At 70.4% G+C, this 24,461-nt stretch carries 25 protein-coding genes; 14 read left to right on the top strand and 11 right to left on the bottom strand.

All coding sequences use genetic code 11. The annotated features are described in order from the left end of the window. The first annotated feature begins 180 nt into the window (after positions 1-180). The 4 genes from QE377_RS08660 to QE377_RS08645 are packed head-to-tail and all read left to right on the top strand — an operon-like array spanning position 181 to position 3,604. The gene (locus tag QE377_RS08660) at positions 181-1,134 is read left to right on the top strand and encodes an ABC transporter ATP-binding protein (protein WP_307321917.1); all 954 of its coding nucleotides are present in this window, start codon (positions 181-183) and stop codon (positions 1,132-1,134) included. Beyond that, a complete protein-coding gene (locus QE377_RS08655; protein WP_307321914.1) occupies positions 1,131-1,892 on the top strand; it encodes an ABC transporter permease in 762 nt (253 codons plus the stop codon). The genes QE377_RS08660 and QE377_RS08655 overlap by 4 nt, the downstream gene beginning before the upstream one ends. A 9-nt stretch (positions 1,893-1,901) precedes the next feature. After that, on the top strand, positions 1,902-2,993 hold the full coding sequence (locus QE377_RS08650; protein ID WP_307321910.1) for a sensor histidine kinase: 1,092 nt from the start codon (positions 1,902-1,904) through the stop codon (positions 2,991-2,993). Next, positions 2,990-3,604 (top strand): response regulator, encoded by a 615-nt coding sequence (locus QE377_RS08645; protein ID WP_373459523.1) that lies wholly within the window; start codon positions 2,990-2,992, stop codon positions 3,602-3,604. Before QE377_RS08650 ends, QE377_RS08645 begins: the two co-directional genes overlap by 4 nt. A gap of 197 nt (positions 3,605-3,801) precedes the next feature. Here QE377_RS08645 and QE377_RS08640 read toward each other — a convergent pair whose 3' ends face one another. Next, positions 3,802-4,449, bottom strand: a complete 648-nt coding sequence (locus tag QE377_RS08640; RefSeq protein ID WP_307321906.1) for a metal ABC transporter ATP-binding protein — start codon at positions 4,447-4,449, stop codon at positions 3,802-3,804. Between the two features lie 55 nt (positions 4,450-4,504). Here QE377_RS08640 and aztB point away from each other — a divergent pair, with 55 nt between their 5' ends. The 5 genes from aztB to QE377_RS08615 all read left to right on the top strand — a co-directional run bounded on the left by aztB (position 4,505) and on the right by QE377_RS08615 (position 10,288). Continuing rightward, positions 4,505-5,350 carry a zinc ABC transporter permease AztB gene (gene aztB, locus QE377_RS08635; protein ID WP_307321903.1) on the top strand — a complete coding sequence of 282 codons (846 nt, stop codon included), beginning with the start codon at positions 4,505-4,507 and terminating at the stop codon, positions 5,348-5,350. Between the two features lie 10 nt (positions 5,351-5,360). Then, positions 5,361-6,557, top strand: a complete 1,197-nt coding sequence (locus QE377_RS08630; RefSeq protein ID WP_307321900.1) for an ABC transporter — start codon at positions 5,361-5,363, stop codon at positions 6,555-6,557. Then, complete coding sequence (aztC, locus tag QE377_RS08625) at positions 6,554-7,468, top strand: zinc ABC transporter substrate-binding protein AztC (protein ID WP_307321897.1); 915 nt, start codon at positions 6,554-6,556, stop codon at positions 7,466-7,468. Before QE377_RS08630 ends, aztC begins: the two co-directional genes overlap by 4 nt. 67 nt (positions 7,469-7,535) lie before the next feature. Further along, positions 7,536-8,714 (top strand): zinc metallochaperone AztD, encoded by a 1,179-nt coding sequence (aztD, locus tag QE377_RS08620; RefSeq protein WP_307321895.1) that lies wholly within the window; start codon positions 7,536-7,538, stop codon positions 8,712-8,714. Positions 8,715-8,977: 263 nt separating this feature from the next. After that, complete coding sequence (locus QE377_RS08615) at positions 8,978-10,288, top strand: threonine/serine exporter ThrE family protein (protein ID WP_307321892.1); 1,311 nt, start codon at positions 8,978-8,980, stop codon at positions 10,286-10,288. A gap of 9 nt (positions 10,289-10,297) precedes the next feature. On the opposite strand, the gene QE377_RS08610 is transcribed toward QE377_RS08615, so the two are convergent. Beyond that, positions 10,298-10,978, bottom strand: a complete 681-nt coding sequence (locus QE377_RS08610; RefSeq protein ID WP_307321890.1) for a CPBP family intramembrane glutamic endopeptidase — start codon at positions 10,976-10,978, stop codon at positions 10,298-10,300. A gap of 217 nt (positions 10,979-11,195) precedes the next feature. On the opposite strand from QE377_RS08610, the gene QE377_RS08605 reads away from it, so the two are divergent. Beyond that, on the top strand, positions 11,196-12,113 hold the full coding sequence (locus QE377_RS08605; RefSeq protein ID WP_307321887.1) for an NAD(P)-dependent oxidoreductase: 918 nt from the start codon (positions 11,196-11,198) through the stop codon (positions 12,111-12,113). Positions 12,114-12,120: 7 nt separating this feature from the next. Here the strand turns inward: QE377_RS08605 and QE377_RS08600 are convergent, their stop codons facing one another. From QE377_RS08600 to QE377_RS08590, 3 genes are read right to left on the bottom strand one after another with little or no spacing between them, the layout of a single operon-like run. Continuing rightward, positions 12,121-12,891 (bottom strand): hypothetical protein, encoded by a 771-nt coding sequence (locus QE377_RS08600; RefSeq protein ID WP_307321884.1) that lies wholly within the window; start codon positions 12,889-12,891, stop codon positions 12,121-12,123. 37 nt (positions 12,892-12,928) lie between these two features. Next, positions 12,929-13,786: a hypothetical protein gene (locus tag QE377_RS08595; protein ID WP_307321881.1), complete on the bottom strand. Its 858-nt coding sequence runs from the start codon at positions 13,784-13,786 to the stop codon at positions 12,929-12,931. A 35-nt stretch (positions 13,787-13,821) separates the two neighbouring features. Continuing rightward, entirely contained in the window at positions 13,822-14,382 is a 561-nt protein-coding gene (locus tag QE377_RS08590; RefSeq protein ID WP_307321878.1) for a nucleotidyltransferase family protein, read from the bottom strand. 50 nt (positions 14,383-14,432) lie between these two features. On the opposite strand from QE377_RS08590, the gene QE377_RS08585 reads away from it, so the two are divergent. Beyond that, positions 14,433-15,512 (top strand): XdhC family protein, encoded by a 1,080-nt coding sequence (locus tag QE377_RS08585; protein ID WP_307321875.1) that lies wholly within the window; start codon positions 14,433-14,435, stop codon positions 15,510-15,512. 125 nt (positions 15,513-15,637) lie between these two features. After that, the gene (locus QE377_RS08580) at positions 15,638-16,405 is read left to right on the top strand and encodes a nucleoside phosphorylase (protein ID WP_307321872.1); all 768 of its coding nucleotides are present in this window, start codon (positions 15,638-15,640) and stop codon (positions 16,403-16,405) included. A 17-nt stretch (positions 16,406-16,422) separates the two neighbouring features. Here QE377_RS08580 and QE377_RS08575 read toward each other — a convergent pair whose 3' ends face one another. Genes QE377_RS08575 through QE377_RS08565 form a run of 3 tightly spaced genes read right to left on the bottom strand, consistent with a single transcriptional unit; the run spans position 16,423 to position 19,099 of the window. Then, positions 16,423-17,124, bottom strand: a complete 702-nt coding sequence (locus QE377_RS08575) for a MoaF N-terminal domain-containing protein (protein WP_307321869.1) — start codon at positions 17,122-17,124, stop codon at positions 16,423-16,425. 20 nt (positions 17,125-17,144) lie between these two features. Continuing rightward, positions 17,145-17,996, bottom strand: a complete 852-nt coding sequence (locus tag QE377_RS08570; RefSeq protein ID WP_307321866.1) for a MoaF N-terminal domain-containing protein — start codon at positions 17,994-17,996, stop codon at positions 17,145-17,147. A 41-nt stretch (positions 17,997-18,037) separates the two neighbouring features. Continuing rightward, positions 18,038-19,099 carry a phosphotransferase enzyme family protein gene (locus QE377_RS08565; protein ID WP_307321862.1) on the bottom strand — a complete coding sequence of 354 codons (1,062 nt, stop codon included), beginning with the start codon at positions 19,097-19,099 and terminating at the stop codon, positions 18,038-18,040. A 143-nt stretch (positions 19,100-19,242) separates the two neighbouring features. On the opposite strand from QE377_RS08565, the gene QE377_RS08560 reads away from it, so the two are divergent. Both QE377_RS08560 and QE377_RS08555 read left to right on the top strand, forming a co-directional pair. Beyond that, on the top strand, positions 19,243-20,610 hold the full coding sequence (locus QE377_RS08560; protein WP_307321859.1) for an aspartate aminotransferase family protein: 1,368 nt from the start codon (positions 19,243-19,245) through the stop codon (positions 20,608-20,610). Positions 20,611-20,618: 8 nt separating this feature from the next. Continuing rightward, positions 20,619-21,377 carry a GntR family transcriptional regulator gene (locus tag QE377_RS08555; RefSeq protein ID WP_307321856.1) on the top strand — a complete coding sequence of 253 codons (759 nt, stop codon included), beginning with the start codon at positions 20,619-20,621 and terminating at the stop codon, positions 21,375-21,377. A 51-nt stretch (positions 21,378-21,428) separates the two neighbouring features. On the opposite strand, the gene QE377_RS08550 is transcribed toward QE377_RS08555, so the two are convergent. The 3 genes from QE377_RS08550 to QE377_RS08540 form a co-directional block, all read right to left on the bottom strand. Further along, positions 21,429-22,649 carry an MFS transporter gene (locus QE377_RS08550; protein WP_307321854.1) on the bottom strand — a complete coding sequence of 407 codons (1,221 nt, stop codon included), beginning with the start codon at positions 22,647-22,649 and terminating at the stop codon, positions 21,429-21,431. Positions 22,650-22,998: 349 nt separating this feature from the next. After that, entirely contained in the window at positions 22,999-23,976 is a 978-nt protein-coding gene (locus QE377_RS08545) for a zinc-binding dehydrogenase (RefSeq protein ID WP_307321851.1), read from the bottom strand. 78 nt (positions 23,977-24,054) lie between these two features. Beyond that, positions 24,055-24,447: a DUF1304 domain-containing protein gene (locus tag QE377_RS08540; protein ID WP_307321848.1), complete on the bottom strand. Its 393-nt coding sequence runs from the start codon at positions 24,445-24,447 to the stop codon at positions 24,055-24,057. Positions 24,448-24,461: the final 14 nt, after the last annotated feature.

Here is a 24,461-nt window from a genome sequence, read left to right as displayed (position 1 = left end):
TCGAGCCCCGCGCGTCGATCTGTGACAGGCGAACGTGGGGGCGAGCGCCGTGGCGCACGGGCGAGCACCGGCGCGCACGGGCGAGCAGCGGCCCGCATCCCATCGGGCATGACACGTGTCATGCCGCGGACGTGACAGAAGCCTCCGGCGCGGAGGGAGCACGCGCGGTTGGCTGAAGGCATGAGCGAACCGCGCGTGCAGATACCCGACACTCCCCTCGCCTCGGATGCGGCCGCCGTCGAGCTGCGCGGGGTCGTGCGCCGCTTCGGCCGCGCCGGTCAGCGTTTCACCGCCGTCGACGGCATCGACCTTCGCATCGAGCGCGGCGAGATCGTGGCGCTGCTCGGCCCGAACGGGGCGGGCAAGACGACGACGATCGACGTGCTGCTCGGACTCGCAGAGCCGGATGAGGGCAGTGCGCTCGTCTTCGGGGCGTACCCGCACCGCGCGGTGGCGGCAGGACGGCTCGCCGCGGTGCTGCAGACCGGCGGCCTGCTGTCGGATCTCACGGTGCGGGAGACCGTCAGGGTCATCGCGGACCTGTACGGCGCAGGGACCCGCGTCGCCGACGTGATGGAGCGCGCCGATCTCACCGAGATCGCCCGCCGGCGGGTGGGCAAGTGCTCCGGCGGCGAGAAGCAGCGCGTCAAGTTCGCGCTCGCACTCCTGCCCGACCCCGACGTCCTGGTGCTCGACGAGCCCACCGCGGGCATGGACGTCACGGCCCGTCGCCGGTTCTGGCAGTCCATGCGCGCCGACGCGGATGCGGGACGCACGATCGTCTTCGCCACCCACTACCTCGAGGAGGCCGAGCAGTTCGCCCGGCGCACCGTCGTGATGACCCGCGGCCGCATCGTCGCGGACGCCGCCACCGCGCACCTGCGCGCCTCCCTCGGAGGCCGGCTCGTCTCGGCGACGCTCCCCGACGAGGCGCTCGCCACGGCGTTCGCCGCCGAGCTGGTGGGCGACGAGTCCGCCGCCGAGGTGTCGGTCGACGCGTCGCGGCTCACGGTGCGCACCGCCGCATCCGACGCTCTCGCCTCGCGCCTGCTCGCCGCGGGCGCGAGCGACCTCGAGATCACCGCCCCGACCCTGGAATCCGCCTTCACCCGACTCACCGAGGAGCCCTCATGAGCACGCTCGTCTCGCCCGCGATGTACCGCATCGAGGGTCTGCGTCAGCTGCGGAACCCCTACACGCTGGCCTTCACGCTGGCCATGCCGTTCGCGATGTACCTGCTCTTCGGGGCCAGCATGGATTACGCCTCGCAGAGCGTCGGTCACGCGAACGCCTCGTTCTACGTCATGGTCTCGATGGGTGCGTACGGCACGGCGACCGCGATGAGCTCGCTGTGCTCGCTCGCCGCATCCGAGGTCGGTCAGGGGTGGGGACGCCAGCTCGCGCTCACGCCACTCTCGACCGCCGGGTACGCGCTGACCAAGGTGCTGTCGGCGATGTCCTTCGCCGCGTTGTCGGTGCTCATCGTCTACATCGCCGGATACGTCACGGGCGCCGCTGCCGACGACGTGTGGCGGTGGTTCGCATCGGCGGCCATCACGCTGGCGCTCGGCCTGGTCTACGGCCTGTTCGGTCTGGGCGTCGGCCTCGCGTTCAACTCGGACTCGGCCGCGGCCCTCGCGTCGATCTCGATCACCTTCTTCGGCTTCTTCGGCAACGTGTTCGTTCCCCTCAGCGGCGTCATGCTCGACATCGCAAAGTGGACGCCGATGTACGGCTACGCAGCCCTCGTCCGCTGGCCGGCGACGGGCGGGGCGCTCGTCGCCGGCGGCTCCGACCCGCTCTGGGCCGTCGTTCTCAACGTGCTCGTCTGGGGCGCGCTGTTCGCCCTGCTGGTGCGCTTCGGCGTCGTGCGTTCGCGCCGCCGTCGTTAGGCTCGAGCGGTGACGACCCCCTCCGCACCCGCGCGCGTGCCACAGGATCCGTGGCAGCGCTGGGGCTGGGTCATGGCCATCGTGTGGATGGTCTTCCTGGTCTTCCCGATCCTCTCGCTGCTGTCGTCGACGGCGCCTCCGGGCCTGCTCGTACTCGGGTGGGCTGCGCTGGCGGGGTTCGCCGTGGCCTACGTGATCGGTTTCGTCTCGGGGATGCGGTCGGCCTGGGGCGCGCCCAGCACACTCGTGAAGACACTGTTCTGGGTGCAGATCTCCTGCGCCGCGGCCACGGTGCCGGCGATCGGCGACGGCGCTCTGAGCTTCGTGCCGTTCGTGATGTCGTACGCGAGCTATGGCCTCCGGCGCATGTGGCACTGGGCGACGACGGTCGCAGGCATCGGGCTCGTCGTCATCGTGATCGTCGCCACAGGTTCGATCGCCGACAACATCCAGATCCTTTCTGTGGTCGTCATGATCGCCGTCGTCAACACCGTGACGAGCTGGCTCATCGGCCGCTCCGTCGACACGGATCGGATCCGGCTGGAGCTCGCCGCCAGCGACGAACGCACCGCGATCGCCCGCGACGTGCACGACCTGCTGGGGCACACGCTGACGGCGGTGAAGCTCAAGGCCGAACTGGCCCAGAGGCTCGTCGATCGCGACCCCGATCGCGCGAAAGCCGAACTCGCCGACATCGTTCGGCTCACGGGCGAGGCCATCACGGGCGTGCGCAGCACCGTGACCGGCATCCGCGGCCAGGCTTTCGCGGAGCAGCTCGTCGCCAGCCGTGCAGCGCTCGAGTCGGCGGGGATGGCCGTCGAGGTCAGCGGCGACGCCGCATCCCTCTCGCCCGCGCAGTCACTGCCGGCGGGGTGGATCGTGCGGGAGGCGACGACCAACATCCTGCGCCACGCGCACGCCCGCACGGTGCGCATCTCGGTGGCACCGGGTGTCGTGACGGTCGACGACGACGGCGAGGGGATGCGCCGGCGCCCGGGCAACGGCATCCGGGGCATGCAGGAGCGGGCCGCCGCGGCCGGCGCCGTCCTCGAGGTGGCTTCCGCGCCCAGCGGCGGAACGAGAGTGAGTATGACGTGGTGACCGCACCGATCCGACTGATGCTCGTCGACGACCAGGCGCTCGTCCGCGGCGCGATGGGGGCGCTGCTCGAGCTGGAGGGCGATCTCGTCGTGGTGGCCGAGGCCGCGGACGGCGCGCAGGCCGCATCCCTCGCCGTCGACACGACGCCCGACGTCTGCCTCATGGACATCCAGATGCCCGGGGTGGACGGGATCACCGCCACACGCCAGGTGCGCGAGGCGAGTCCGGCGACCCGCGTGCTCGTCGTCACGACGTTCGCCCGACCCGGCTACCTCCGCCAGGCTCTGGATGCGGGAGCCAGCGGCTTCATCGTGAAGGATGCGCCGGCGGATCGCCTGGCCGACGCGGTGCGGCGTGTGCACGCGGGGCTGCGTGTGGTCGATCCGGAGCTCGCCGAGGCGTCGCTGTTCGAGGGGCAGAGCCCGCTGACCGAGCGCGAGCAGCAGGCGCTGCGCCTGTCGGCCGACGGTCGGGCCGTCGCGCAGATCGCCGCGGAGATGTTCCTCTCCGCGGGCACCGTGCGCAATCACCTCTCGTCGGCGATCGGCAAGACGGGGACCGAGAATCGCTCGCAGGCCGCGCAGGTCGCCCGCGAGAAGGGCTGGATCTAGCTCTCCGCCGCCCGCGGACGTTCGTCCCCGGCTGTTCGCCTGTCACAGATCGCGCGGAACGCGGCGATCTGTGACAGGCGAGCAAAGGGTGGCGCAGGGCGGACCGGCGGAGCACGCAGGACGGACCGGCAGAGCGGGGTGCGGGCGCAAGGGCGGGGGCGGACCGGCGGAGCACGCAGGGCGGACCGGGCGCGGGCTCACACGAGGCGACCGCCCTCCAGGCGTAGGACGCGCCCGGCCGCGGCGATGAGCACCGGGTCGTGGCTCACGCACACGACGACGGCGCCGCGCCGCCGCTCCCGCTCGACAGCGGCCAGGATGCGGGAGCTGCTGGCCGCATCCAGCCCCGTCGTCGGTTCATCGAGCAGCAGCACGTCGGCGCGACGGGCGAGCGCCTGGGCGAGCAGCGCACGCTGGCGCTGGCCGCCGGAGAGCATCGCCACAGGTCGCGAGGCGAGGTCGGTGATCTCCAGCGCGGCCATCGCCTCGGCCGCATCCGCCCGCTCCGCGCGTGAGGGCAGCGGGAGTCGGCGCCGCCAGGCCCCGATCCGCACGAGCTGCGCCACCGTGAGCGGCAGCCCGTCGGCGATCGCCGACTGCTGCGGGACGAAGGCGATCCGACCGGCGCCGTCCACGACGCCGGTCCGGCCTGGCCGCACTCCGGCGAGCGCCTCGAGGAGCGTGGTCTTGCCCGCGCCGTTCGGCCCCGCGATCACGGTCACCACACCGGGATCCAGTCGCAGATCGAGCGGATGCAGCAGCGTGCGACCCCCCGCCTCGACGCGCAGGCCCGTCGCGCGCAGCAGGCTCGGTGCGGTCGCCGACGGGGGATCGGAGAGGAACATCCGACCAGCCTAGCCAATTTGAGAACGGTTCTCATTATCGCTACGGTCGGGTGTCGTGACCCTTCTTCTCCCCCTCGAGCACGCGTTCCTGCTGCGCGCGCTCGTCGGCGGTTCGCTCGTGGCCGTGCTGTGCGCGGTCGTGGGCACCTGGGTCGTCATCCGGGGCATGGCGTTCCTCGGCGAGGCGCTGGCGCACGGGATGCTTCCCGGCGTCGCCCTCGCCACCGTGCTCGGGGTCCCCGTTCTTCTCGGCGGCGCCGCGAGCGCCGTGGCCATGACGATCGGGATCGGGGCGCTGCGGCGCCGCGGACGTCTCGCGTACGACACGAGCATCGGGCTCTTGTTCGTCGCGATGCTCGCCATCGGCGTCATCGTCATCTCGCACTCCGGCAGCTTCGCGACGGATGCGACCGCGATCCTCTTCGGCGACGTGCTCGCGATCTCGGCCGAGGATCTCGCGGTCCTGGCCATCGCCACCGCGATCGGGCTGACGATCGCGGTCGCCGCGCACCGAGCGCTGGTCGCGGTGGCCGTGGACACGCGCGTCGCTCGGGTGCTGGGCGTGCGGCCGGCCTGGGCCGAAGCCGCACTCACCGGTCTCGTGACGCTCGCCGTCGTGGCGTCGTATCAGGCCGTCGGCTCGCTCCTCGTGGTGGGGATGCTGCTCGCTCCCGCTGTGGCCGCCCGGCCGTGGGTGCGCGGGATCGCCGCCGCCATGACCCTCGCCGCCGCCATCGGGGTCGCCGCCGTCACCGCCGGCCTCTCGCTCTCGTGGCACCTCGGCACCGCCGCCGGCGCATCGATCGCCGCATCCGCCATCGCCGCGGCCGCACTGTCCGCGCTGCTGCGCTCCCTGTTCGTCTCCCGCCGCTCCGCAACCACGGTGCCGGCTCCGCTCTAGAAAGCTCCGTGTGCGTCATCCCCTCGCCCTCACCGTCGTCACCGCATCCGCTCTCCTGCTCGCCGCGTGCGCGAGCGCTCCCGAACCGCCGCCCGCCCAGACCGGCGGCACCGGCCACGGCCAGGTCGCCGGCGCCGCCGAGGTGAGCGAGCCGCCCCTGCACCTGCTGACAGCGACGACCGACGGCCGGCTCACGCTGCTCGACCTGCTCTCCGAGGAGACCTCGAGCCTCGGTCGCATCGACGCTCCCCTCGCGGCCGCCACCGACGGTCGCTACCTCTTCGCCGACACCGGCGACGGCGTCGAGATCGTCGACAGCGGGATGTGGACCTGGGATCACGTGGATCACTTCCACTACTACCGCGCCGAACCACGCGTGCTGGACAAAGTCCCCGGCCACGGCACGGCTCGTATCGCGACGACCAACTCGTCGACCACCGGCGGCACCGGGATCTTCTTCGCCGACGGAGAGGCCGTGCTGCTGGACACCGAGGCCCTCTCCAAGGGCGAGGTCGTCGAGCGGTTCCGCCTGCGGATGCCCGAGCACGACGGCTACATCGTGCCCGTCGGCGACCACGCCCTCGTCACGACCGGCGACGGAGCCGTCGAGGTGCGCGACGGCGACGGCGCCGTCCACGGCGACCCCATCCCCTGCGCCGATCCTGCCGGCACTCTCACCACGCGTGTGGGCGCGGTCCTCGGATGCCGGGACGGCGTGCTGCTGGCCGTCGCCGCCGACGCGGGGACCGCGGTCGAACGCATCGCGCTTCCCGAGGGGATTCCCGCGCCCCGCGCCTGGGCCAACAGGGAGGGTCGCCCGACTGCCGCGGGCCTCAGTCCGGACGGGTCGATCGTCCTGCTCGACACCCGCGAGCGCACGGCGACGGCGGTCCCCGCCCCGCGACCGCTGATCGCCGTCACAGCTGTCGATGACGCATCCGAGCACGTGCTGGGGCTCACGGTCGACGGCAGGATGAGCGTGATCGACGGCTCGACCGGCGTCGAACTCGCCCTCACGGAGCCGCTCGTCGCGGCCTCCCTCGCGGCGGGTCGGACGCCCGCCCTCATCGCGGACGACCGGCGCGCATACCTCAACGGGATCACCGAACGACTGCTCTTCGAGATCGACTTCGCGGATGCGGGGCGCATCGCCCGCACGTTCGCCACGACCGACGAGCCCGCCTTCGTCGCGGAGACCGGCCGATGACCGCCGGCCGGCGCATCGCCGCGTTCGCGGCCGCCCTCCTGGTCGCGGGCGCGCTGTCGGCCTGCGCCCCGACGATCGAGGATCGACCCCTCGTCGTGGTGTCCACCAACATCCTCGGCGATGTCGTCACCGAGCTCGTCGGCGATCAGGCCGAGGTCGTGACCCTCATGAAACCGGACTCGGATCCGCATTCCTTCGAGATCTCCGCCCAGGAGGCGGCGCGGCTGCGCTCCGCCGACCTCGTGGTCTCGAACGGCCTGGGACTCGAAGAAGGCCTCGCTCAGCACCTCGAGGCGGCGGCGGATGAGGGCGTCGCGCAGTTCGTCGCGGGCGACGTCGTCGATGTCCTGCCGTACACGAGCGAGGAGGCCGACGGAGCGGACGACCCGCACTTCTGGACCGATCCCGCGCGGATGCTGCAGGTCGTCGACGCGCTGGAACCGACACTCGCGGGCATCGACGGGGTGGACGCGGCCACCGTCCGCGACCATGCCGCCGCATATCGCACCGAGCTCGCGGCTCTGGATGCCGAGATGAGCGAGGCTCTCGCCGCCATCCCCGCCGAGAGGCGCGCGCTCGTGACCAATCACCATGTCTTCGGGTACCTGGCCGACCGCTTCGACGTGCGCCTCGTGGGCGCCGCGATCCCCGGCGGCACGACGCTCGCAGCGCCGAGCGCCGCCGACCTCGCGGAGCTCGTCTCCGCCATCCGGCAGGCCGGCGTGCGCACGATCTTCGCCGAGTCCTCATCGCCCGATCGGCTCATGCGCGCACTGGCCGAGGAGGCCGGGCTCGAGGTGCAGGTCGTCGAGCTGTACACCGAGTCGCTGACCGCCGCCGACGGCGCGGCCGGCGATTACCTGACCATGATGCGCATCAACACGCAGCGCATCGTCGCCGGGCTCTCCTGAGCCCACTCATACGGCCGCACCGGCCGGCGGGCCTCGCCCGCGAACCCCCACAGAAATGAGGCACCACATGCACCTGAGACGTCCCGCGCTGCTCGCGCTCGGACTCGTCGCCGCCGCGACGCTGACCGCCTGCGCCGGTACCGCGGCTGCACCCGCATCCTCGACCTCCGCCCCCGCCGGCGAACGCGTCGCGATCAGCTACGAGGGCGGCATCCTCGTGCTCGACGGCACGACGCTGGAGACGGTCGGAGACCTCGCATCCGAGGAGTTCACCCGACTGAACCGGGCCGGCGACGGCTCGCACGTGCTGGTCACGATGAGCGAGGGCTTCCAGATCCTCGACACCGGGGCCGCATCCGGATCCGAGCCGGCGCTGACCGATCTCGTGTTCCCCGCGGAGGCCCCCGGGCACGTCGTGCGGCACGCCGGCAAGACGGTTCTCTACGCCGACGGCACGAGCGACACGACGATCATCGACACGGACGCGTTCGCTTCACTCGGCGACGCCCTGCCCGCCTCGACGACGATCCCCGGCACCGAGGCGCACCACGGAGTGTCGATCGTGCTCGAGGACGGCACCTTCGTGACCACCGTCGGCTCCGCGAACGGCCGCACCGGCATCACGGTGCGCGACGAGGACGGCACCGAGATCACCTCGAACGCGGAGTGCCCCGGCGTGCACGGCGAGGGCACGGCCGCCGACGAGGTCGTCGTCTTCGGATGCGAGAACGGCGCGCTGATCTACCGCGACGGCGAGATCGCGAAGGTCACGGCGCCCGACGCATACGGCCGCACCGGCAACATCTTCGTCACCGACACGAGCCCGTTCGTCGTCGGTGACTACAAGAACGACCCGGATGCCGAGGGCTACCTGCTCTCGAGCGTGGCGTTGATCGACACCCAGAAGGCGAGCATGAAGGTCGTGCCGCTCCCGGAGGGCGTCTCGTACACGTTCCGGGACCTCGCCCGGGGCCCGAAGAACCTCGGTTACATCCTCGCCACCGACGGCTCGATCCACGTGATCGATCCCGCGAGCGGCGAGCTGGTGGACGAGTTCCCGGTCATCGCGGCGTGGGAGGGCCCGCTCGAGTGGCAGGACCCGCATCCCGCCATCGTCGTGTCGGGCGACATCGCGTACGTCACCGAGCCCGCGGCGAAGAAGGTGCACGCGGTCGACCTGACGTCCGGCGAGGTGCTCGCGAGCACGACGCTCGCCGTGACCCCGAACGAGGTCGCCGTCTCCTGACACCGGGACGCCCGGACGCCCGGACGCCCGGGGCGACCATGTCGTCACGTTCGCCTGTCACAGATCGCGCGGAACGCGTCGATCTGTGACAGGCGAACAGAGGGGGTGGCGCAGAAGGACGGTGGCAGCGCGGGTGCGGTGGGGCGCGGCGGCGCGGGGGACGGGCGCGAAGCGGGGCCGGTGCCGGGGGCGAAGGACGGTGGCGCGGGGGCGGTGGGGCCTTGGTCCCGCATCCGGCGGCGGGAAGATGGGAAGATGGCCGCATGGCCGGCGCCCGTATGATCCCGGCGGACGACGGCGACGCCACCCCCCTCGACGAGGCACGACTGGAGCCCGTGCGGTTCGTCGCCCTCACCGACGCGGTGCTGCGTCTGGGAATCCTCATGCTGGGCGCGGGCGCATCCTCGGCGCGCGTACGAACGACGATGGAGCGCGTCGGCCGCGCCTGGGGCATCGAGAGCATGAACGCCCGCGTCGGCATGCTCGACATCGTGCTCACCGTCAGCCGCGGGCAGCTCGTGCGCACCCGCGTGGCCGAGGTCGCGCGCCCCGTCGTGAACGCCGACCGCATCGCCGCGCTCCAGCGACTCTCCCACGAGGTCGAAGCCGAGGCCGGCGGCAGCGTCGAGGACTTCGCCGCGCGCCTGGATGCCATCGCCGCACGTCCGGCGCGATACGGGATGCTGCTGAGGGTCATCGCCGCGGGTGCCGCCTGCGCCGCGTTCGCCCTTCTGAACAACGGCGGATGGGCGGCGGCTGTGGCGGTCGGGGTCGGCGCCGCCGCAGGGCAGGCGATCCGGATGCTGCTCGGCCGCGCACGGCTGAACGAGTTCCTCACCGTGTTCCTCGCCGCCGCGACGGCGTTGCTGATCTACCTCGGCGCCGCACAGTTCCTGGGGCTCTTGGGCCAGCCTTTCGCGCACGACGCCGCCCTCACCAGCGCCGTGCTCTTCCTCGTGCCCGGCTTCCCCCTGGTCACCGGCGCCATGGACCTCGCCCGCCTCGACCTCAACGCGGGGATCGCGCGCGTGGTCTACGCCTGCCTCATCCTGCTCACCGCGGGGTCCGCCGTCTGGGCCGTGGCGGCACTGTTCGCCACGTCCCCCGGTGCGGCCGCGACACCCCTGCTGGACGAACCCGTGCTCGCCGCGATGCGCCTCGTGGCGGGGTTCGTCGGCGTGCTCGGTTTCGCGCTGCTGTTCGCCACGCCCTGGCGCATCGCGATCGCCTCCGCCGCAGTCGGCGCGATCGCGAACACCGCGCGTCTGACGGCGGTGGATGCGGGACTCATGCCCGCCGTCGCGGCGATGGCCGCGGGGGTGCTCGTGGGCCTCGGCGCCTTCGTCTGCTACCGGCGCCTGGACGCGCCGCGGGTGGCGCTGACGGTGCCGGCGGTCGTCATCATGGTCCCCGGCGCTGCCGCGTATCGGGCCATCGTCGCGACGATCGACGGCGACACCCTCGCGGCGGTGCAGAACAGCGTGCAGGCGCTCTTCGTCGTGGCGGCACTCGCCATCGGACTCACGGTCGCCCGGGTTGTGTCGGAGAAGGAGTGGGGCGACCGCTCCCGCTGAACGGAGCGGTCAGCCGGCGACCGCCGTGCCGATGAGAGCGAGACCCGCGTCGTAGAGGACGTGGGCGACGAGGACCGAGGCGAGCGAGCAGCTGGGCCAGATCACTCGGGCTGTCGCCAGCAACGCTCCGATGCAGGCCGTGACCACCACCTGCACGATGTCGCCGTTGACGAGGTGCAGAAGCCCGAACAGCGCTGACGAGACGATGATCGCGCCGGCGCGCGAGCCCAACGCGATGCGCAACCGCCCCAGCAGATAGCCGCGGAACATCAGCTCCTCGGCGACGCCGACCGTCACCGCGGAGACGAGGGCGAACCACAGGGCGTTCCGCCCCGCACCGACGATGCCGCCCACATCCGCACCTGCCAACGCCGGGACCCCGACGACGAGCGACAGCAGCAACACGGCGAGCAGGATGCCGATCACCAGCTGACCGAGCGGTCGGTCTCGACGGAATCCGAGAGGGATCTTCTTCCGCAGCCCGTCGAACCGATGAGCGAGGAGGACGAGCGCCACCATCGCGAGGTAGATCCCGAAGAACACGGCGAGACGCCCGGCTGCACCTGACACCGCAGAGTACAGGAGCGCGGCCGCGGTCCCGATGGCGGCGACGAGGACCACGACCACCGCGATCGAGACGGCCGCGCGAGCGCGCGGTCGCGCCGGACGCACGACCCGTATGGCGGACATGGCGCCAGGCGTAGGGCGGGCACCGGCCGCATCCGCGTCCCTCCAGCAGGAGAAATCCCTTCTGCAGGAGGATCCGCGCGGAATCTTCCTGCAGAAGGAAGATCTCCTGCCGAGCGGATGCAGGTCATGCGACACGCTGCGGACCGGATGCGGTCGGCGCCGGATGCGGCAGCGCAACGCCCTGGGGACTCATCGGCGGGGTGGCTACGCTCGCAGCATGACGCCCTCCCGCCTCATCGTGTCCGTGCCGGATCCCGCCTTCGCCGCCGAACTGGCGGATCTCGGTGAGCGAGTGGAGGTGATCGTCTGGCCCATGGATGCGGCCGCCGAGACGGATCGGATCGATCTTGTCGTGCCGCCGTACATGAGCGCGCGCGACATCGTCGCGCGGCTCGAGGGCGTCGAGACCCGCCTCGTACAGAGCCAGTCGATCGGCTACGAGGGCACGGAGGAGCTGCTGCCCCCGGGGATCGTGTTCGCCAACGCCGCAACCGTGCACGAGACCTCGACGGCCGAGCTGGCTCTCGCGCTGACTCTCGCCGTGCAGCGCGAACTCGATGTCTTCGCCCGTCAGCGCGACTGGACGCGCGCCTTCACGCAGAGCCTCGCCGACCGGCGCACCACCGTGCTCGGCTTCGGCGGCGTCGGCAAGGCGATCGCCGCGCGCCTGCGCCCCTTCGAGGTGAAGCTGCGCGCCGTCGCGACGCACGCGCGTACCGAGGACGGCGTCGATGTGGCGGCCCTTGAGGATCTGCACGCCGTGCTCGCCGACACGGAGGTGCTGATCCTCGCGCTCCCCGCGTCCGAGCGCACGCGCGGCATCATCGGCGACGCGGAGCTGTCGGCCCTGCCGGACGGCGCGCTCGTCGTCAACGTCGGACGCGGCACGCTCATCGACACGGATGCCTTGGTCGATCACGTGCGCCGTGGTCGCATCCGGGCCGGACTCGACGTCACAGACCCCGAGCCGCTCCCGGCGGATCACCCGTTCTGGGAGCTGCCGGGCGTGCTCATCTCGCCGCACGTCGGAGGCGCCTCGACCGCGATGCAACCGCGGATGGTGGCCCTCGTGCGACGCCAGATCGCCCACCTGCTCGCGGGAGAGGAACCGGAGAACGTCGTCATCCGCACGTGAGCGCGGCTCAGAATCCGGCCGGCAGCTCTCCTTCGTCGACGAGGATGACGTCGCCTTGACGCGCGAAGCGCAAGGTGACGCCGTCCGGGAAGCGGTCGCGCAGTTCCTCGGGGTAGTCGAAGTCCCCGGCGCTCGCGCGCGAGCGCCGGGGGATGAGGTACTCGACGACAGGTTCGAGCCCGGCACCCGCGCACGTGCCGGCGCCCGGGCTCATCTCGGCGAGGGGAGCCGTCGCGACGATGATGCACGCATCCGTCGCGTACACCTCGAGGCCGGCGTACGAGCCGAACGAACGGAGCTCGTCGACCTCCAGTCCGGACATGTTCCACTGAGTCGCACCCTCGGGCACACCCGGCTGCTCGGTGAGCCGCGCGGCATGCTGCTGATCGTCGCGCACCCCCCACGGGAGCGTCCACGCCGTGAGTCCTGCGGCGACGACCGCCGCCACGAGGATGCTGAGGACCCAGGCGACGCGCAGACGGCGATCGAGCGTCCGCGGCGCCGGCTCCGCGGTCAACGAGACCGGAGCGATCAGCGGGACCGGCTCCGGCTCCTCGGCGGGAGGCGGCTCCTCCGCGGCGGCCGATTGCGGCGCGAGGTCCGGTTCCGGGTCCGGGTCCGGCCTCGGCTCCGGGGCGGGCCGGGTGCTCGGGCGACGGGGCGAGAGCGCGGCCTCGAGTTCCGTGAGCCGCGCGAGCCCCGCCTCGTCGAGATCGGCGTCAGGCCCGTAGGCGCGGGCACGCAGGCGAGCGAGCTCTTCCTCGGTCGGGTCGGGCATGCTCCTCCTTGTTCGGCCGGATCTCGGGGGTCGTCGCTCAGCCACGGCTGGGCAGCGCACCCTCGTCGACGAGCACGGTGTCACCGCGAAGTGTGAAGCGGATGACGGCGCCCTCCGGGAAACGCTCCGCCACCGCATCCGGTACCGGTAGTCCGCCTTCGTCGTTCGCACCGGAGAAGTAGACGTCCATGATCGGGGCGAGTCCCTCGCCGGCGCAGGTACGCCACACGGGCCGCCGGGCGTCGCCCACGGATGCCTCGAGGCAGGAGTCGATCGAGTAGATGTGAAGCCCGAGGTACTCGCCGAAGTAACGCGCACCGTCTTCCATCGACAGGGACCCGCGCACACGGTCGCCCGTCGCGGTGTCGGTCCGCAGCGTCAACGACGCAGCGCGTCCCGCGCCGTCCACCGGGCGCATCCACGTCGTGACGAGCGCCGTCACGACGACCGCGACCACGAGGCTCGCGAGCCACACCCACCGCATCCGTCCGCTCGGCAGTGACGAGGCGATCCGCGCGGCGGTGCTCGATCGTGCGGGCGCCGCGGGTTCCTCCTCAGGAGTCTCCGGCGCAGCATCGGGCAGGGGTTCGAACACGGCGTCAGGTTCGGGCGCGGGAGCGAGGCCGTCCTCACGCAGTCCGGCGCGCAGCCCGCGCCTCGTCGGTGCAGCGGCGACGGATGCGGCATCGGATGCGGCCACGGCAGGTCCCGAAGGCGGCCCGAAGAGCGCGGCCAACGCATCGGCAGAGGAGGCGTTGTCCGCCGTCGACGCAGCGGCAGTCCTGCCCTCCTGGAGCTCGGCGAGCCGGGCGAGGCCTTCCGCATCGATGTCGGCGGCGGGACCGTACGCTCGCGCCTGCAGACGCGCCAGCTCGTCGTCGGTGTCGTCCGGCATAGGCCCATTCTGGGCTGCCCCGGCACCAGGGCGCATCAGCGCGTGTCGCGATCCTCGCCCGACCAGAGATCGGCGCAGTCGATCCGCTCCGCACCGTGGGCACGCAGATAGTCACGCGCCCCCCGATCGCCCACGATGGATGCGGCGAGCGCCGACCAGTGATCGCGGCCGATCACCACAGGGTGTCCGGGCCGGTCGCCGTACACCGCCTGCACGAGGGACGCGGCATCCACCGCGCCCATCAGACGCCGCACTGCGGAAGCCGGCAGCTCGGGGGTGTCCACCGTGACGATCGCGAGGGCGACCGCATCCGAGGTCGTCGCAGCGATCAGCCCGGCGCGCAGCGAGACGCTCATCCCCTCCGACGGATCGGGGATGAGAACGGGCTCCGCGTCGGCGGGCACGAGCGGCAGCACCTCGTCGAGGCTGGCACTCACGGCGACGTAGAGCGGCGAGCACCCCGCGTCACGGAGCGCTCCGACGGCGAGCGCGAGCCACGAACGTCCGTCGGGGGTGCGGGCGAGAGCCTTGGGAGAACCGAACCGGCGCCCCGCACCCGCGGCGAGCACGAGGCCGGCGACAGCTGGCTGGGGCATGATCAGGTCAGCGTAGCGCGCACGAAACACACGCTGGTTAGCGTGGGTGCATGCTCGAACTCGCCGCCGACCTGCTGCCGCTGCTGCGTGCGGGGCAGACCGTGGCGACCATCACCGTCGCCGGAGTCGCCCGCTCCGCACCTCGCGGCGTGGGCTCGGCCATGGCCGTCACGCGCGACGCTCGTGTGATCGGCTCGATTTCGGGCGGATGCGTGGAGGGAGACGCGGTCGCGCTGGCCCTCGCGGCGCTCGCCCGTGGCACCGGCGATGCGGCGCGGTTCGGCTTCACCGACGATCAGGCGTTCGCCGCGGGGCTCGCCTGCGGCGGCACGATCGACGCCGTCATCAGCATCGTCTCCCCCACGGACGCGGTCGCCCGCGACGCCCTCGAGGGCGCGGCGGCCGATCGCCCGGCCGCCATCGGCATCGTCGCCTCGGGACCTGCCGCCGGCACGCTCCTACCGCACGAACCGGTTCCCGAGAGCGCGCTGCACGACGATCTGCTCGTGGTGGCGGCCCCGCGCCGTCCGCGCCTCGTGATCCTCGGGGCGGGCGAGCACGCCGCATCCCTCAGCCGGGTGGCCGCCGCATCCGGCTTCGCCGTCTCGGTCTGCGACGTGTGGGACACCCTCGTCACCGAAGAGCGCTTCCCCGAGGCCGACGAGCGGGTGTGTGCCCTCCCGCACGAGTACCTGCAACAGCTCGACGAGCGGAGCCAGCTCGACGAGCGCACCGCCGTCTGTGTGCTCACCCACGACCTGCGCCTCGACATTCCGGCTCTGCAGACCGCGCTCGCCCTGCCCGTGGGCTTCGTGGGCGCGATGGGTGCGCGGCGCACGGTGGCCCGGCGGGCGGACCTGCTGCGCGAGGCCGGTGTGTCCGAGATCGATCTCGCCCGCCTGCACTCGCCGCTGGGGCTGGATCTGGCCGGCGTCACGCCGTCGGAGACGGCGATCGCCGTGCTGGCCGAGATCGTCGCCGCACGGCGGGGCGGCTCGGGCCTGCCGCTGCGTGCGGGCACCGGCGCCCTGCACCCGCGCGCCTCCGCATCCGCCTCGGCGTCCGCGTCCGCGTCGCAAGCGAGCATCCTTTCGTCGAGCGCGCAGTCGATCGGGTGCTCGCTCGACTGACGAGTGCTCGCTCGGCGAGGCAGACGCGCTCGCGGTGCTAGCCTGACCGCGCGTCCTAACAACCATGGCCACAGCCAGGGCGGGGACTGCGACGAACCGTTCGTCTCAGCACCCGAGGAGCAAGCATGTCTCAGCCCGTCGACAAGTCCCAGGCCGGTCTCACCGCCCGGCAGTACCACATCGGCATCGCACCGGGAGAGGTGTCGTCCGTCGCGCTCCTCCCGGGCGACCCGTTCCGGGTACCGCTGGTCGCCGAGTTCCTGACCGACGTGCGCGAGGTCGCGCACAACCGCGAGCACCGCACGATGACCGGCTGGTACAAGGGGCGCCACATCACGGCCACCTCCACCGGGATGGGCTGCCCTTCGACCGCGATCGCGGTGGAGGAGCTGGCCCGCGTCGGGGTGACCTCGTTCATCCGCGTCGGCAGCTCCGCCGGACTCCAGCCGGGCATCGAACCCGGCGACCTGCTCGTCAGCGAAGGAAGCTTCCGCAACGACGGCACCACCGACGCGTACCTTCCCAAGGGGTTCCCGGCGGTGCCGGATCTGTCGCTCACGCTCGCGTTGCAGCGCCACTCCGAGCGGCTGGCCGCCGCATCCGGTACGCGGTGGCACAGCGGGATCAGCGTGAGCGACGATGCGTTCTACGCCGAGACGCCGGAGTGGATCGGCCAGCTCAATCGCATGGGCATCCTCAACGTCGAGATGGAGGCGTCGGCGCTCTACATCGTCGCGCGGATGCGGGGACTACGTGCCGGCATGGTGTGCGCCTGCTCGAGCAACCTCGTCGACGGCGCGTCGCTGTACGACGAGAAGAACACCGCGCTCAAAGACGGCTGGATGCGCTCTATCGAGGCCGCTCTGGAGACCGCGGTCGAGCTGGAGCTGTAGGCCTCGCCGCGCAGGGATCAGCTCGCGTCCCGGAAGGCCCCGTATCCGGAGAACAGCACGCGCTCGTTGAACACCGCGGACAGGGCGACGCCGCCGACGACGACCTTGCGGAAGTCCTGCACCATCACGAGTCGGTTCAGTCCCTGGGGCAGATCGATGCCCGGAGGGGCCGCAGTCTTGGCGACCACGACGTACACGCCATCGGCGAAGGTGTAGTAGCGCGTCGGGAGGGTGTGCACCCGGTCATGGCGAGGGCTCCAGCTCTGACGGCTCTCGCTCTCGCTGAGGTACTCGAAACGCAGCTCGCGTCCGTCACCCAGCACCCAGCTGACCGAGGTCCCCGTCATCTCGTCGGTCGCAGCGATCGGGGCGCCGTCACCGTCGATCGCACCCTCGATCGTGAAGGCGATCTCGGTGTCGGCAGCCACGTCGACCACGAGCGCACGGCCGCGCGCGAGATCCACGATCGCGAACAATGCAGCGATCTCGAAGCTGACGAGGTAGATGTCCTCCGCGACCGGGAGGCATTCGTAGACGGATACCTCGGAGTGAGCGCCGCGAGTGAGCGTGACGCGATCCACTCCAGTGAAGTGACACCGGATCGAATCGCCCTCGGGTGAACGGAGGTCGAGGGTCATCCCGGCCAGGACGTAGCTGAGAGGGTATCGGTACTGAGCGATGCCGTGGCGGCGGCCGTGGCGCGCGCGATCGAGAGCCATGTCGTGGGGTCCTTTCCCGATCACGCGGTGTAGCGGTTCGGCTGGGTCAGGAGAGAGTCGGGCAGCTCGAGCGTGTTGCCAAAAGCCCCGTAGATCATCCAGATCGGCTCGGCGACGCCGTCGACCATCATGTGTCCGAAAGCACGGCCCACGTGGAAGCAGCGGTCGAAGTTCTCGATGAACAACATGCTGTCGCTGCGGAAGGGCTGATCGTCGCCGAGGAGACGTTCCACCTTCTCCTCCACGACGACGAAGACGTACATGTTCTCTTTGATGCGGATGAAGGTGGCCAGCTCGTCGGTGGCGGGGATCTTGTCGAACTCCTCCTCGAAGGAATCCTCCATCGCGGAGCCCTCCTCCCAGGTCACTCGGTAGAAGTTCGTGTCGACGTAGGCATGGCGCGAGACGAGATCGGTCGACCAATGCCACTCGGCGCGGGTCCCCAACAGATCGTCGGTGTAGTAGTGGCGCTTGTAGGGCAGCGCGTAACCCTCGGTCCGGATGGCGCCGAAGTCGAAGTGGTTCGTCTGCAGCAGCGGATGCCGGCGGTTCTCCCCGACGGTGGACAAGTGGCGCGTGACCAGGCGCTGCTCGAGATCGATGACGTAGCTGTGGGAGGCGAGCATCGGCTCCTCGACGCGGAACGTCACGAGATACGTCTGCTCGTCCGCCTTCATCGCGTCGTACTCGACCGTGTGGGCGTCCTCGCCATCAGCGTTCCACTCCAGCGTGCGACGGCCCGTGAAGCGCAGTTCGTAGTCGATCCCGCCATCCATCACGAAGAAGAACGAGCGGCCGACGAGTTCGTAGCACGGCGGCTTCGCGAACTGCGTGAGGGGATTGGGGTCGCGTGCAAGGTCTTTGAGATTCATGGGGGTCCTCGGTGTGCTGACGGGTCTGCGCGTACGTGCGCTCAGCCTCGACTGAGCCAGGCGGGGTCCACGAGGTACCTGTCGGCGACGTCGACGGTGCCCGGCAGGTTCTCCTCCCACAGGTCCGGCGGGAGCGCATCGGAGCGGTGCGTGGTCGCCCAGCCGAGCATCGTGAGTCGACGCAGCATCGAGAACGCCCCAGCCGCGCGCAGATCGGCCGTCGTCAGCGGCACGAGCTGCCGATAACCCTCGATCCAGCTCGCCGCCATGCCTGACGCCTCCGGCCGATGCTCGTAGAACGTGAGCGCCGCCGCGAAGTCGTACAGGTAATAGCCGTAGCCGCAGTCATCGAAGTCGATGATGGTGAGCGGCTCGGCCGTGCTGTCGGCGACCATGACGTTCGACGGGCGGAGATCGCCGTGGATGAGCCCGAAGTGGGCCGGCGATCGGTCGATCCGGAGTTCGTCGAGAGTGGCGCGTGCCGCCTCTTCGGCGCGCTCGAGGGTGCGCCGCTGCGGCGTCGACAACGTGGCCACACGCCAGTCTCCCCACCGAGCGCCCGCGCCGACCATGTCGGGAACGTCCCAGTGGAAGCGGGCGAAGCTCGAGCGCGGCCGCCAGCTGCGCGCGTGTCGGTGCAGCAGCGCAGTGAGCCGGCCGATCTCGCCGTAGTGCGCGGCGACGGCGGCGACCGGTTCGTCCTCGAGCATGTGCCCCGTGACGTAGTCGAAGGCGACGGCGGACCAGAGCGCACCCGACTCGTCCGGGAGGAACTGGAGGAAATCCCCGTCGGCACCGCGTCGCGGCCCGGGCGTGGGGATGGCGGCATCCTCCCTCAGGGCGGCGACCCAGACGAGCTCACTGCGGATGTGGTCGGGACCCGCTGCATACCCCGGTCGTCCCAGCCGGACCACCATCTCAGGGACGCCGCGCCGTTCGACCTTGAAGGTCACGTTCTCCGAAAGCACGATGAGCGTCACGGAGGCCGGTTCCTCGATCGCCCAGGCATGCACGATGCCCGAACGCACCCACTCCGGGGCGCCATCGCCGCGCGAAACGCCGTCGAAGAGGTCGAGGGCGGGGTGCGGTTCTACAGCTGCCATGGCAATGAAATTACGGCGCAGCCTCGGCCGGATCAGAAGGTCCAGCCCATCCGTTACGCGCCATTTATGCGGGACCGCCATCATGTAACTCGCCCGAAACAGGACCCGTCCCTTCGCGCCCGCGCGCGGCGGACGATAGAGAGGTGATACACGACAACGCCCCCATCGTCACCGGCAATGCCAGCATCCTCGAAGGCAACAGCTTCAAAGCCGAGGACGCGGCAGCTCTGCCCGATCGGGAGCGGTCGCTCATCGAGCGCCGCGAAGCGCGGCTGGGATCGGCGTACCGACTCTTCTACAAGAAGCCGGTCGAACTGGTGCGGGGCCACGGCGCCCACGTCTGGGATGCGGCGGGCGACGAGTACCTCGATCTCTACAACAACGTGCCCACCCTCGGGCACGCCCATCCTGCCGTCGTCGACGCGGTCACCCGGCAGATGTCGACGTTGAACACCCACACCCGCTACCTCCACGCCGCGATCCTCGACTACTCGGAGGACCTCTGCGCGACGCTTCCGGGCGACGATTATCAGACGATGTTCGTCTGCACCGGCTCCGAGGCGAACGATCTGGCGCTGCGTGTGGGGCGCACCTTCACGGGCGGTCAGGCCTGGATCGCGACGAGCGAGGCCTACCACGGCAACACCGCGTTGGTGACGGCGCACTCCCCGTCGCTGGCCGGCGCCGAGCAGATGGACCCGACACTGCGGGTGATCGACCCGCCCGACACCTATCGTCACGGTTCCTCGGATCGAGCAGGTGCGGCGTTTCTCGCGCAGGTGCGTCGCGCGATCGAGGACATCGAGAAGTCGAACGAGGGGTTCGCCGGGCTGATCGCCGACTCGTCGTTCTCCTCCGACGGCGTCTTCACCGGTGAGAGCGGAATGATCACGGCCGCCATCGATCTGGTGCACGAGCACGGAGGCATCTTCATCGCAGACGAGGTGCAGCCTGGCTTCGCCCGCACGGGAGAAGCTTTCTGGGGATTCGCCCGCCACGGATTGGTCCCCGACATCGTCACCACCGGCAAACCCATGGGCAACGGCTTTCCCGTGGCCGGCATGATCGCCCGCCACCACGTGCTCGAACCGTTCAGTTCGACGCGTCCGTACTTCAACACCTTCGGCGGCAATCCGGTGGCGATCGCTGCGGCGCAGGCGGTACTCGACACGATCCACGCCGAGGGCCTGCAGCAGCACGCTCTCGAGGTCGGCCGGGCGTTCCGAGCCGCGCTGAGCGAACTCGCCGCCAACCACCCCGCCATCGGCGACGTGCGTGGTGCCGGACTGTACACGGCCCTGGAGCTCGTCACCGACCGCGACACCAAGACCCCTGCGACATCGCTCGGGCTGGCGGTGATCGAGGGGCTCCGCCGACGTGGCGTGCTGACGAGCGTGTGCGGCCCGGGGAACAATATCCTCAAACTGCGCCCGCCGCTCGCCTTCGCCGCTGACGACATCCCGAGGGCGATCGACGCGTTGGACGCCGTTCTCTCCGAGGCCGCACACTGAAGGACCCCATGGACAGTCCCGGCGATTCTCTCGTCGACCGGATCTCGCGCTTCATCGAGGCCGAGCAGTTCAGCGCGGGCGAGCGCATCGGGTCGGAGCGAGCGCTCGCCGAGCAGTTCGCGGTGTCGCGCTCCGAGCTGCGTACCGCCCTGGAGCTCCTCGAACGACACCACCGCATCCGCCGCACGATCGGCAGAAGCGGTGGTGTGTTCTGTTGGGACGGCAAGATCGAGCGGCATCTGAACACCATCGAAGGCGTGCCCGACATGCTGCGCCAACAGGGGTTCCGCGCCACGACGACCGTTCTGCACTCCGGCATCGCGATCGCCACCCCCGTGGAGTGTCGTGCCCTCCGGATCGCGAGGGGCGAACCGGTGTTCCGCCTTTTGCGGCGTCGCGACGCTGACGACATCCCGCTGTCGCTGGATTCGATGACCCTTCCCATCCGGATGCTGCCCGGGTTCCAGAACGTCACCCACACGCAGAGCGTGTACCGGACACTGCTTGAGGAGTACGAAATCGAGGCGGCGCAGGCCAACGAGACGATCGACGTCAGCGCGGCGAACACCGAGCAGGCTGAGGTCCTCCGGATCAGCGTTGGCGATCCGCTGCTGGACATCAGGCGCGTCACGTACTCGCAGCACGGTGTCCCGTTCGAGTTCGCGCACGACTACTTCGTCGCCGCACGCACCCGGATCACGCTGAGTCGTCACGGCGCCCGATGGAAGAGGGCCGCGGAACCGGCCCGACGGCGTCCACACGCCTGACACGCCTCACGGCGGTCCGCTCACTGCGGGCCGCCGTGAGGCGTGACCGGCTCAGACCACGGGGGCGGTGGCTGCCGGGGCGGAGGACCTGGACAGCTTGGCGAAGGCCAGGAACCCGAGCGAGAGCAGCGTGCCAAGCGCCGTGATCACCAGCAGGATGGGGAAGATCTCGACGATCTGGCTGGCCGGGTCGAGACCGAGCGCACCTTGCAGGAAGCTCACCGCGTACGTCGTCGCAAAGCCTCCGAGGTTGATCGCTGCCCACGAGATCGAAAGTCCCACGGCGACCTTGGACGGCGCGACGATCGTGGTGGCACGAACCGTGTAGTAGACGAATCCGAGTCCGTAGGCGACACCGATCATCACGCATCCGGCGGCCACGAGCACGACGTCCGCCGTTCCCAGGAGCAGGAGGGAGACGGTCATCAGCGCGAAGGAGATCGTCGGGGTGACGCGGCCGATGAGCCGGAAGAGCACTCCGAAGATCGCACAGCCGATGGCGGAGCCGATCGTCGTCGCCGACGAGAGCAGACCGGAGGCCGACTCGTCGCCCAGACTGTTCTGCAGCACGATCACCGAGATGAAGTACACCGGAACCATGTAGACCAGGCTGAGCGCGAAGCCCGCGATGCTCAGACTGGCCATGGGAAGCAGCGGGATGCGGTCAGCGGTGGTGGTGCTGTTGGCGGCCTCCGCCTTCTCGGTGTCGGTCGGCGTGTTCGGAACGAAGAAGAACGCGAGCGCGAAGATCACGACGGAGAACGCGTACAGCCAGTAGACGGAAGTCCACGAGCTCACGTTCGCGGCGACAAAGCCCGCCACCGCGCTGAGCAAGGCACCCACGACCGAACCGAGCGAGTTGTACCAGCCCAGCATGGTGCCGCGCTTCTTCTCATCGGGGTAGGCCTCCGAGAGGAGCGCGGGGGCCGCGACCACGACCAGTCCGCATCCGACGCCGGCCAGAGTCGCCATGACCGCGACATACGTCACATCCAGGATCGCGACCTGGAACGTCGAGGCCAGCGTGAACACGGCGATTCCGACCAGCATCAGCGTGCGCTTTCGCACTCGTCGCATGAGCCGGGCACCCACGAGGTTCGCGAGGATCGCGATCAGCAGCCCACCGGAGACGATGTAGTTGACCACTCCCAGGTTGTCCGCGAAGACGACGTAGAAGTTGTAGATGACCGGAATGACGATCATCGCCGAGAAGAGAACGTAGGTCGTCGCGAAGATGGTGACGAGGAAGCCGACCCACCTCGTTCGGCTCATCGAGTGAAATAGTCCGGTCGTTTCGCTCAGCTCTTGTGAGCTCACGCCTGCTTCGGCCATGTGATTCTCCTTCGGGAAGACGCCTCTCGGGCGACCAGGACGGAACGGGGAGACCGATCGAGCGCTCAGAGACACGGTCCCGGTCGGTATGCCTCGGAATCTATGCCGGGCCTCGCATCGCTGTGACGCAAACGTCGTTGCCGTAACTCGCCATTTATCGCCGCCGCGACTCTTGTAACGCCGGAGAAACACCCACGCCTCCCACACGAAAGAGCACCCGTTCACCGAGTGAGCACCCCATCGGATGCTCGCCCGGCGAACGGGTGCCGTTCGGCGAGAAGAGGTGCGATCAGGGCTTGAGGAGCACCTTGCCGATGCGGCCGGGCTCGAAGTTGGCGCGGGCCGCATCCGAGATCTCGTCGAAGCCGAAGGTGTGCGATGCCGGGAGCGTGAGAACGCCCTCGCCGATGCGGGTCACGAGCTCGCGCAGCAGTTCGCCGCGGCGCGCGGGCGCCATCGACGAGCTGACCTTGCTGCCCCAGAAGCCCTTGACCGTGGCCTGCTTGAAGATCACGTCGCCCGAGGCGATCTCCATGATCGGCGAGGCCATCGCACCGAAGGCGACCAGCGTGCCGTCCTCGGCGAGCAGCGAGAGCACCTCGCCGGATGCGGCACCGCCGACCGAGTCCACCCCGGCGACGATCGGAGCGCCACCGGTGATCTCGGCGGCGCGCTCGCGCCAGTTCTCGCCCTCGGTCGAGACGACGTTGCCGATGACGAGACCCTCGAGCTCCGCCACGCCCGCGTCGCGGCGCACGAGTCCGAGCACGTTCAGGCCGCGGGCCACCGCGAGCTGCGCGACGAGGCGACCGACGGCGCCGTTGGCCGCGTTCTGCACGAGCCAGTCGCCGCGCTCGAGCTCGAGGAACTCGATGAGGCTCAGGGCGCTGAAGGGCATGGAGACGAGCTGGGAGGCGGTGACGTCGTCCATCGCGTCAGGCACCGGGATCATCGCGGCCGCGTGGCCGATGAAGTACTCGGCCCACACGCCGAGGGTGCCACCGGTGGCGACGCGCTGACCGACGCTGAGGTTCTCGACGCCCTCACCGACCGCATCCACGACGCCGACGGCCTCGGTCCCGGCGCGCGCCGGAAGCTCCGGCTTGAAGCCGTACGTGCCGCGCACGGTCCACAGGTCGTGGTTGTGGATGGGCGAGAGCAGCGTCCGTACGCGGACCTGTCCCGCGCCGGGCTCGGGGAGCGGGGCATCCTCGACGTGAAGGACCTCGGCCGGATCGCCGAAGGCGGAGTGCACGATGGCGCGCATGTTGTTCCTCTTTCTCGTGGGGTGAGGGAAGTCGGGGGCATCGGATGGACGCCCCCGAGGGTCGTTGCCGTCGGGGGCTTATTGCAGCAACAGGCCGATCGTCGTCGCGATGACGGCGAGCAGAGGCAGCGTGCCCTGCGTGATCGCGGCGCGGGCCTTCGTGCGATCCGAGAGCAGCAGCACCAGGGCCGCCGCCAGCATCGAGCCGGTGCCGGTCAGCACCAGGGCCGCGCCCACCGCGGTCGCTCCCGCCGCGACGCCGACGATGCCGACGAAGGTCGTGATCGCGAGGAACAGGTTGTAGAAGCCCTGGTTGTACGCCATCGGCTTCGTCATCTGCACCTGCACGTCGCTGCCCAGGCCGAAGGTCTGGCGGGTGCGGGGACGATCCCACGCGAACGATTCCATCCAGAAGATGTAGACGTGCAGCACGGCCGCGAGGCCCGCGAACACGAGTCCGACGATGAGCATGGAATCCTCCTGTT

It is taken from the genome of Microbacterium sp. SORGH_AS_0862, assembly GCF_030818795.1.
In the GTDB taxonomy this organism is placed as follows: domain Bacteria; phylum Actinomycetota; class Actinomycetes; order Actinomycetales; family Microbacteriaceae; genus Microbacterium.
This window is presented reverse-complemented; position numbering and strand designations above follow the sequence as displayed.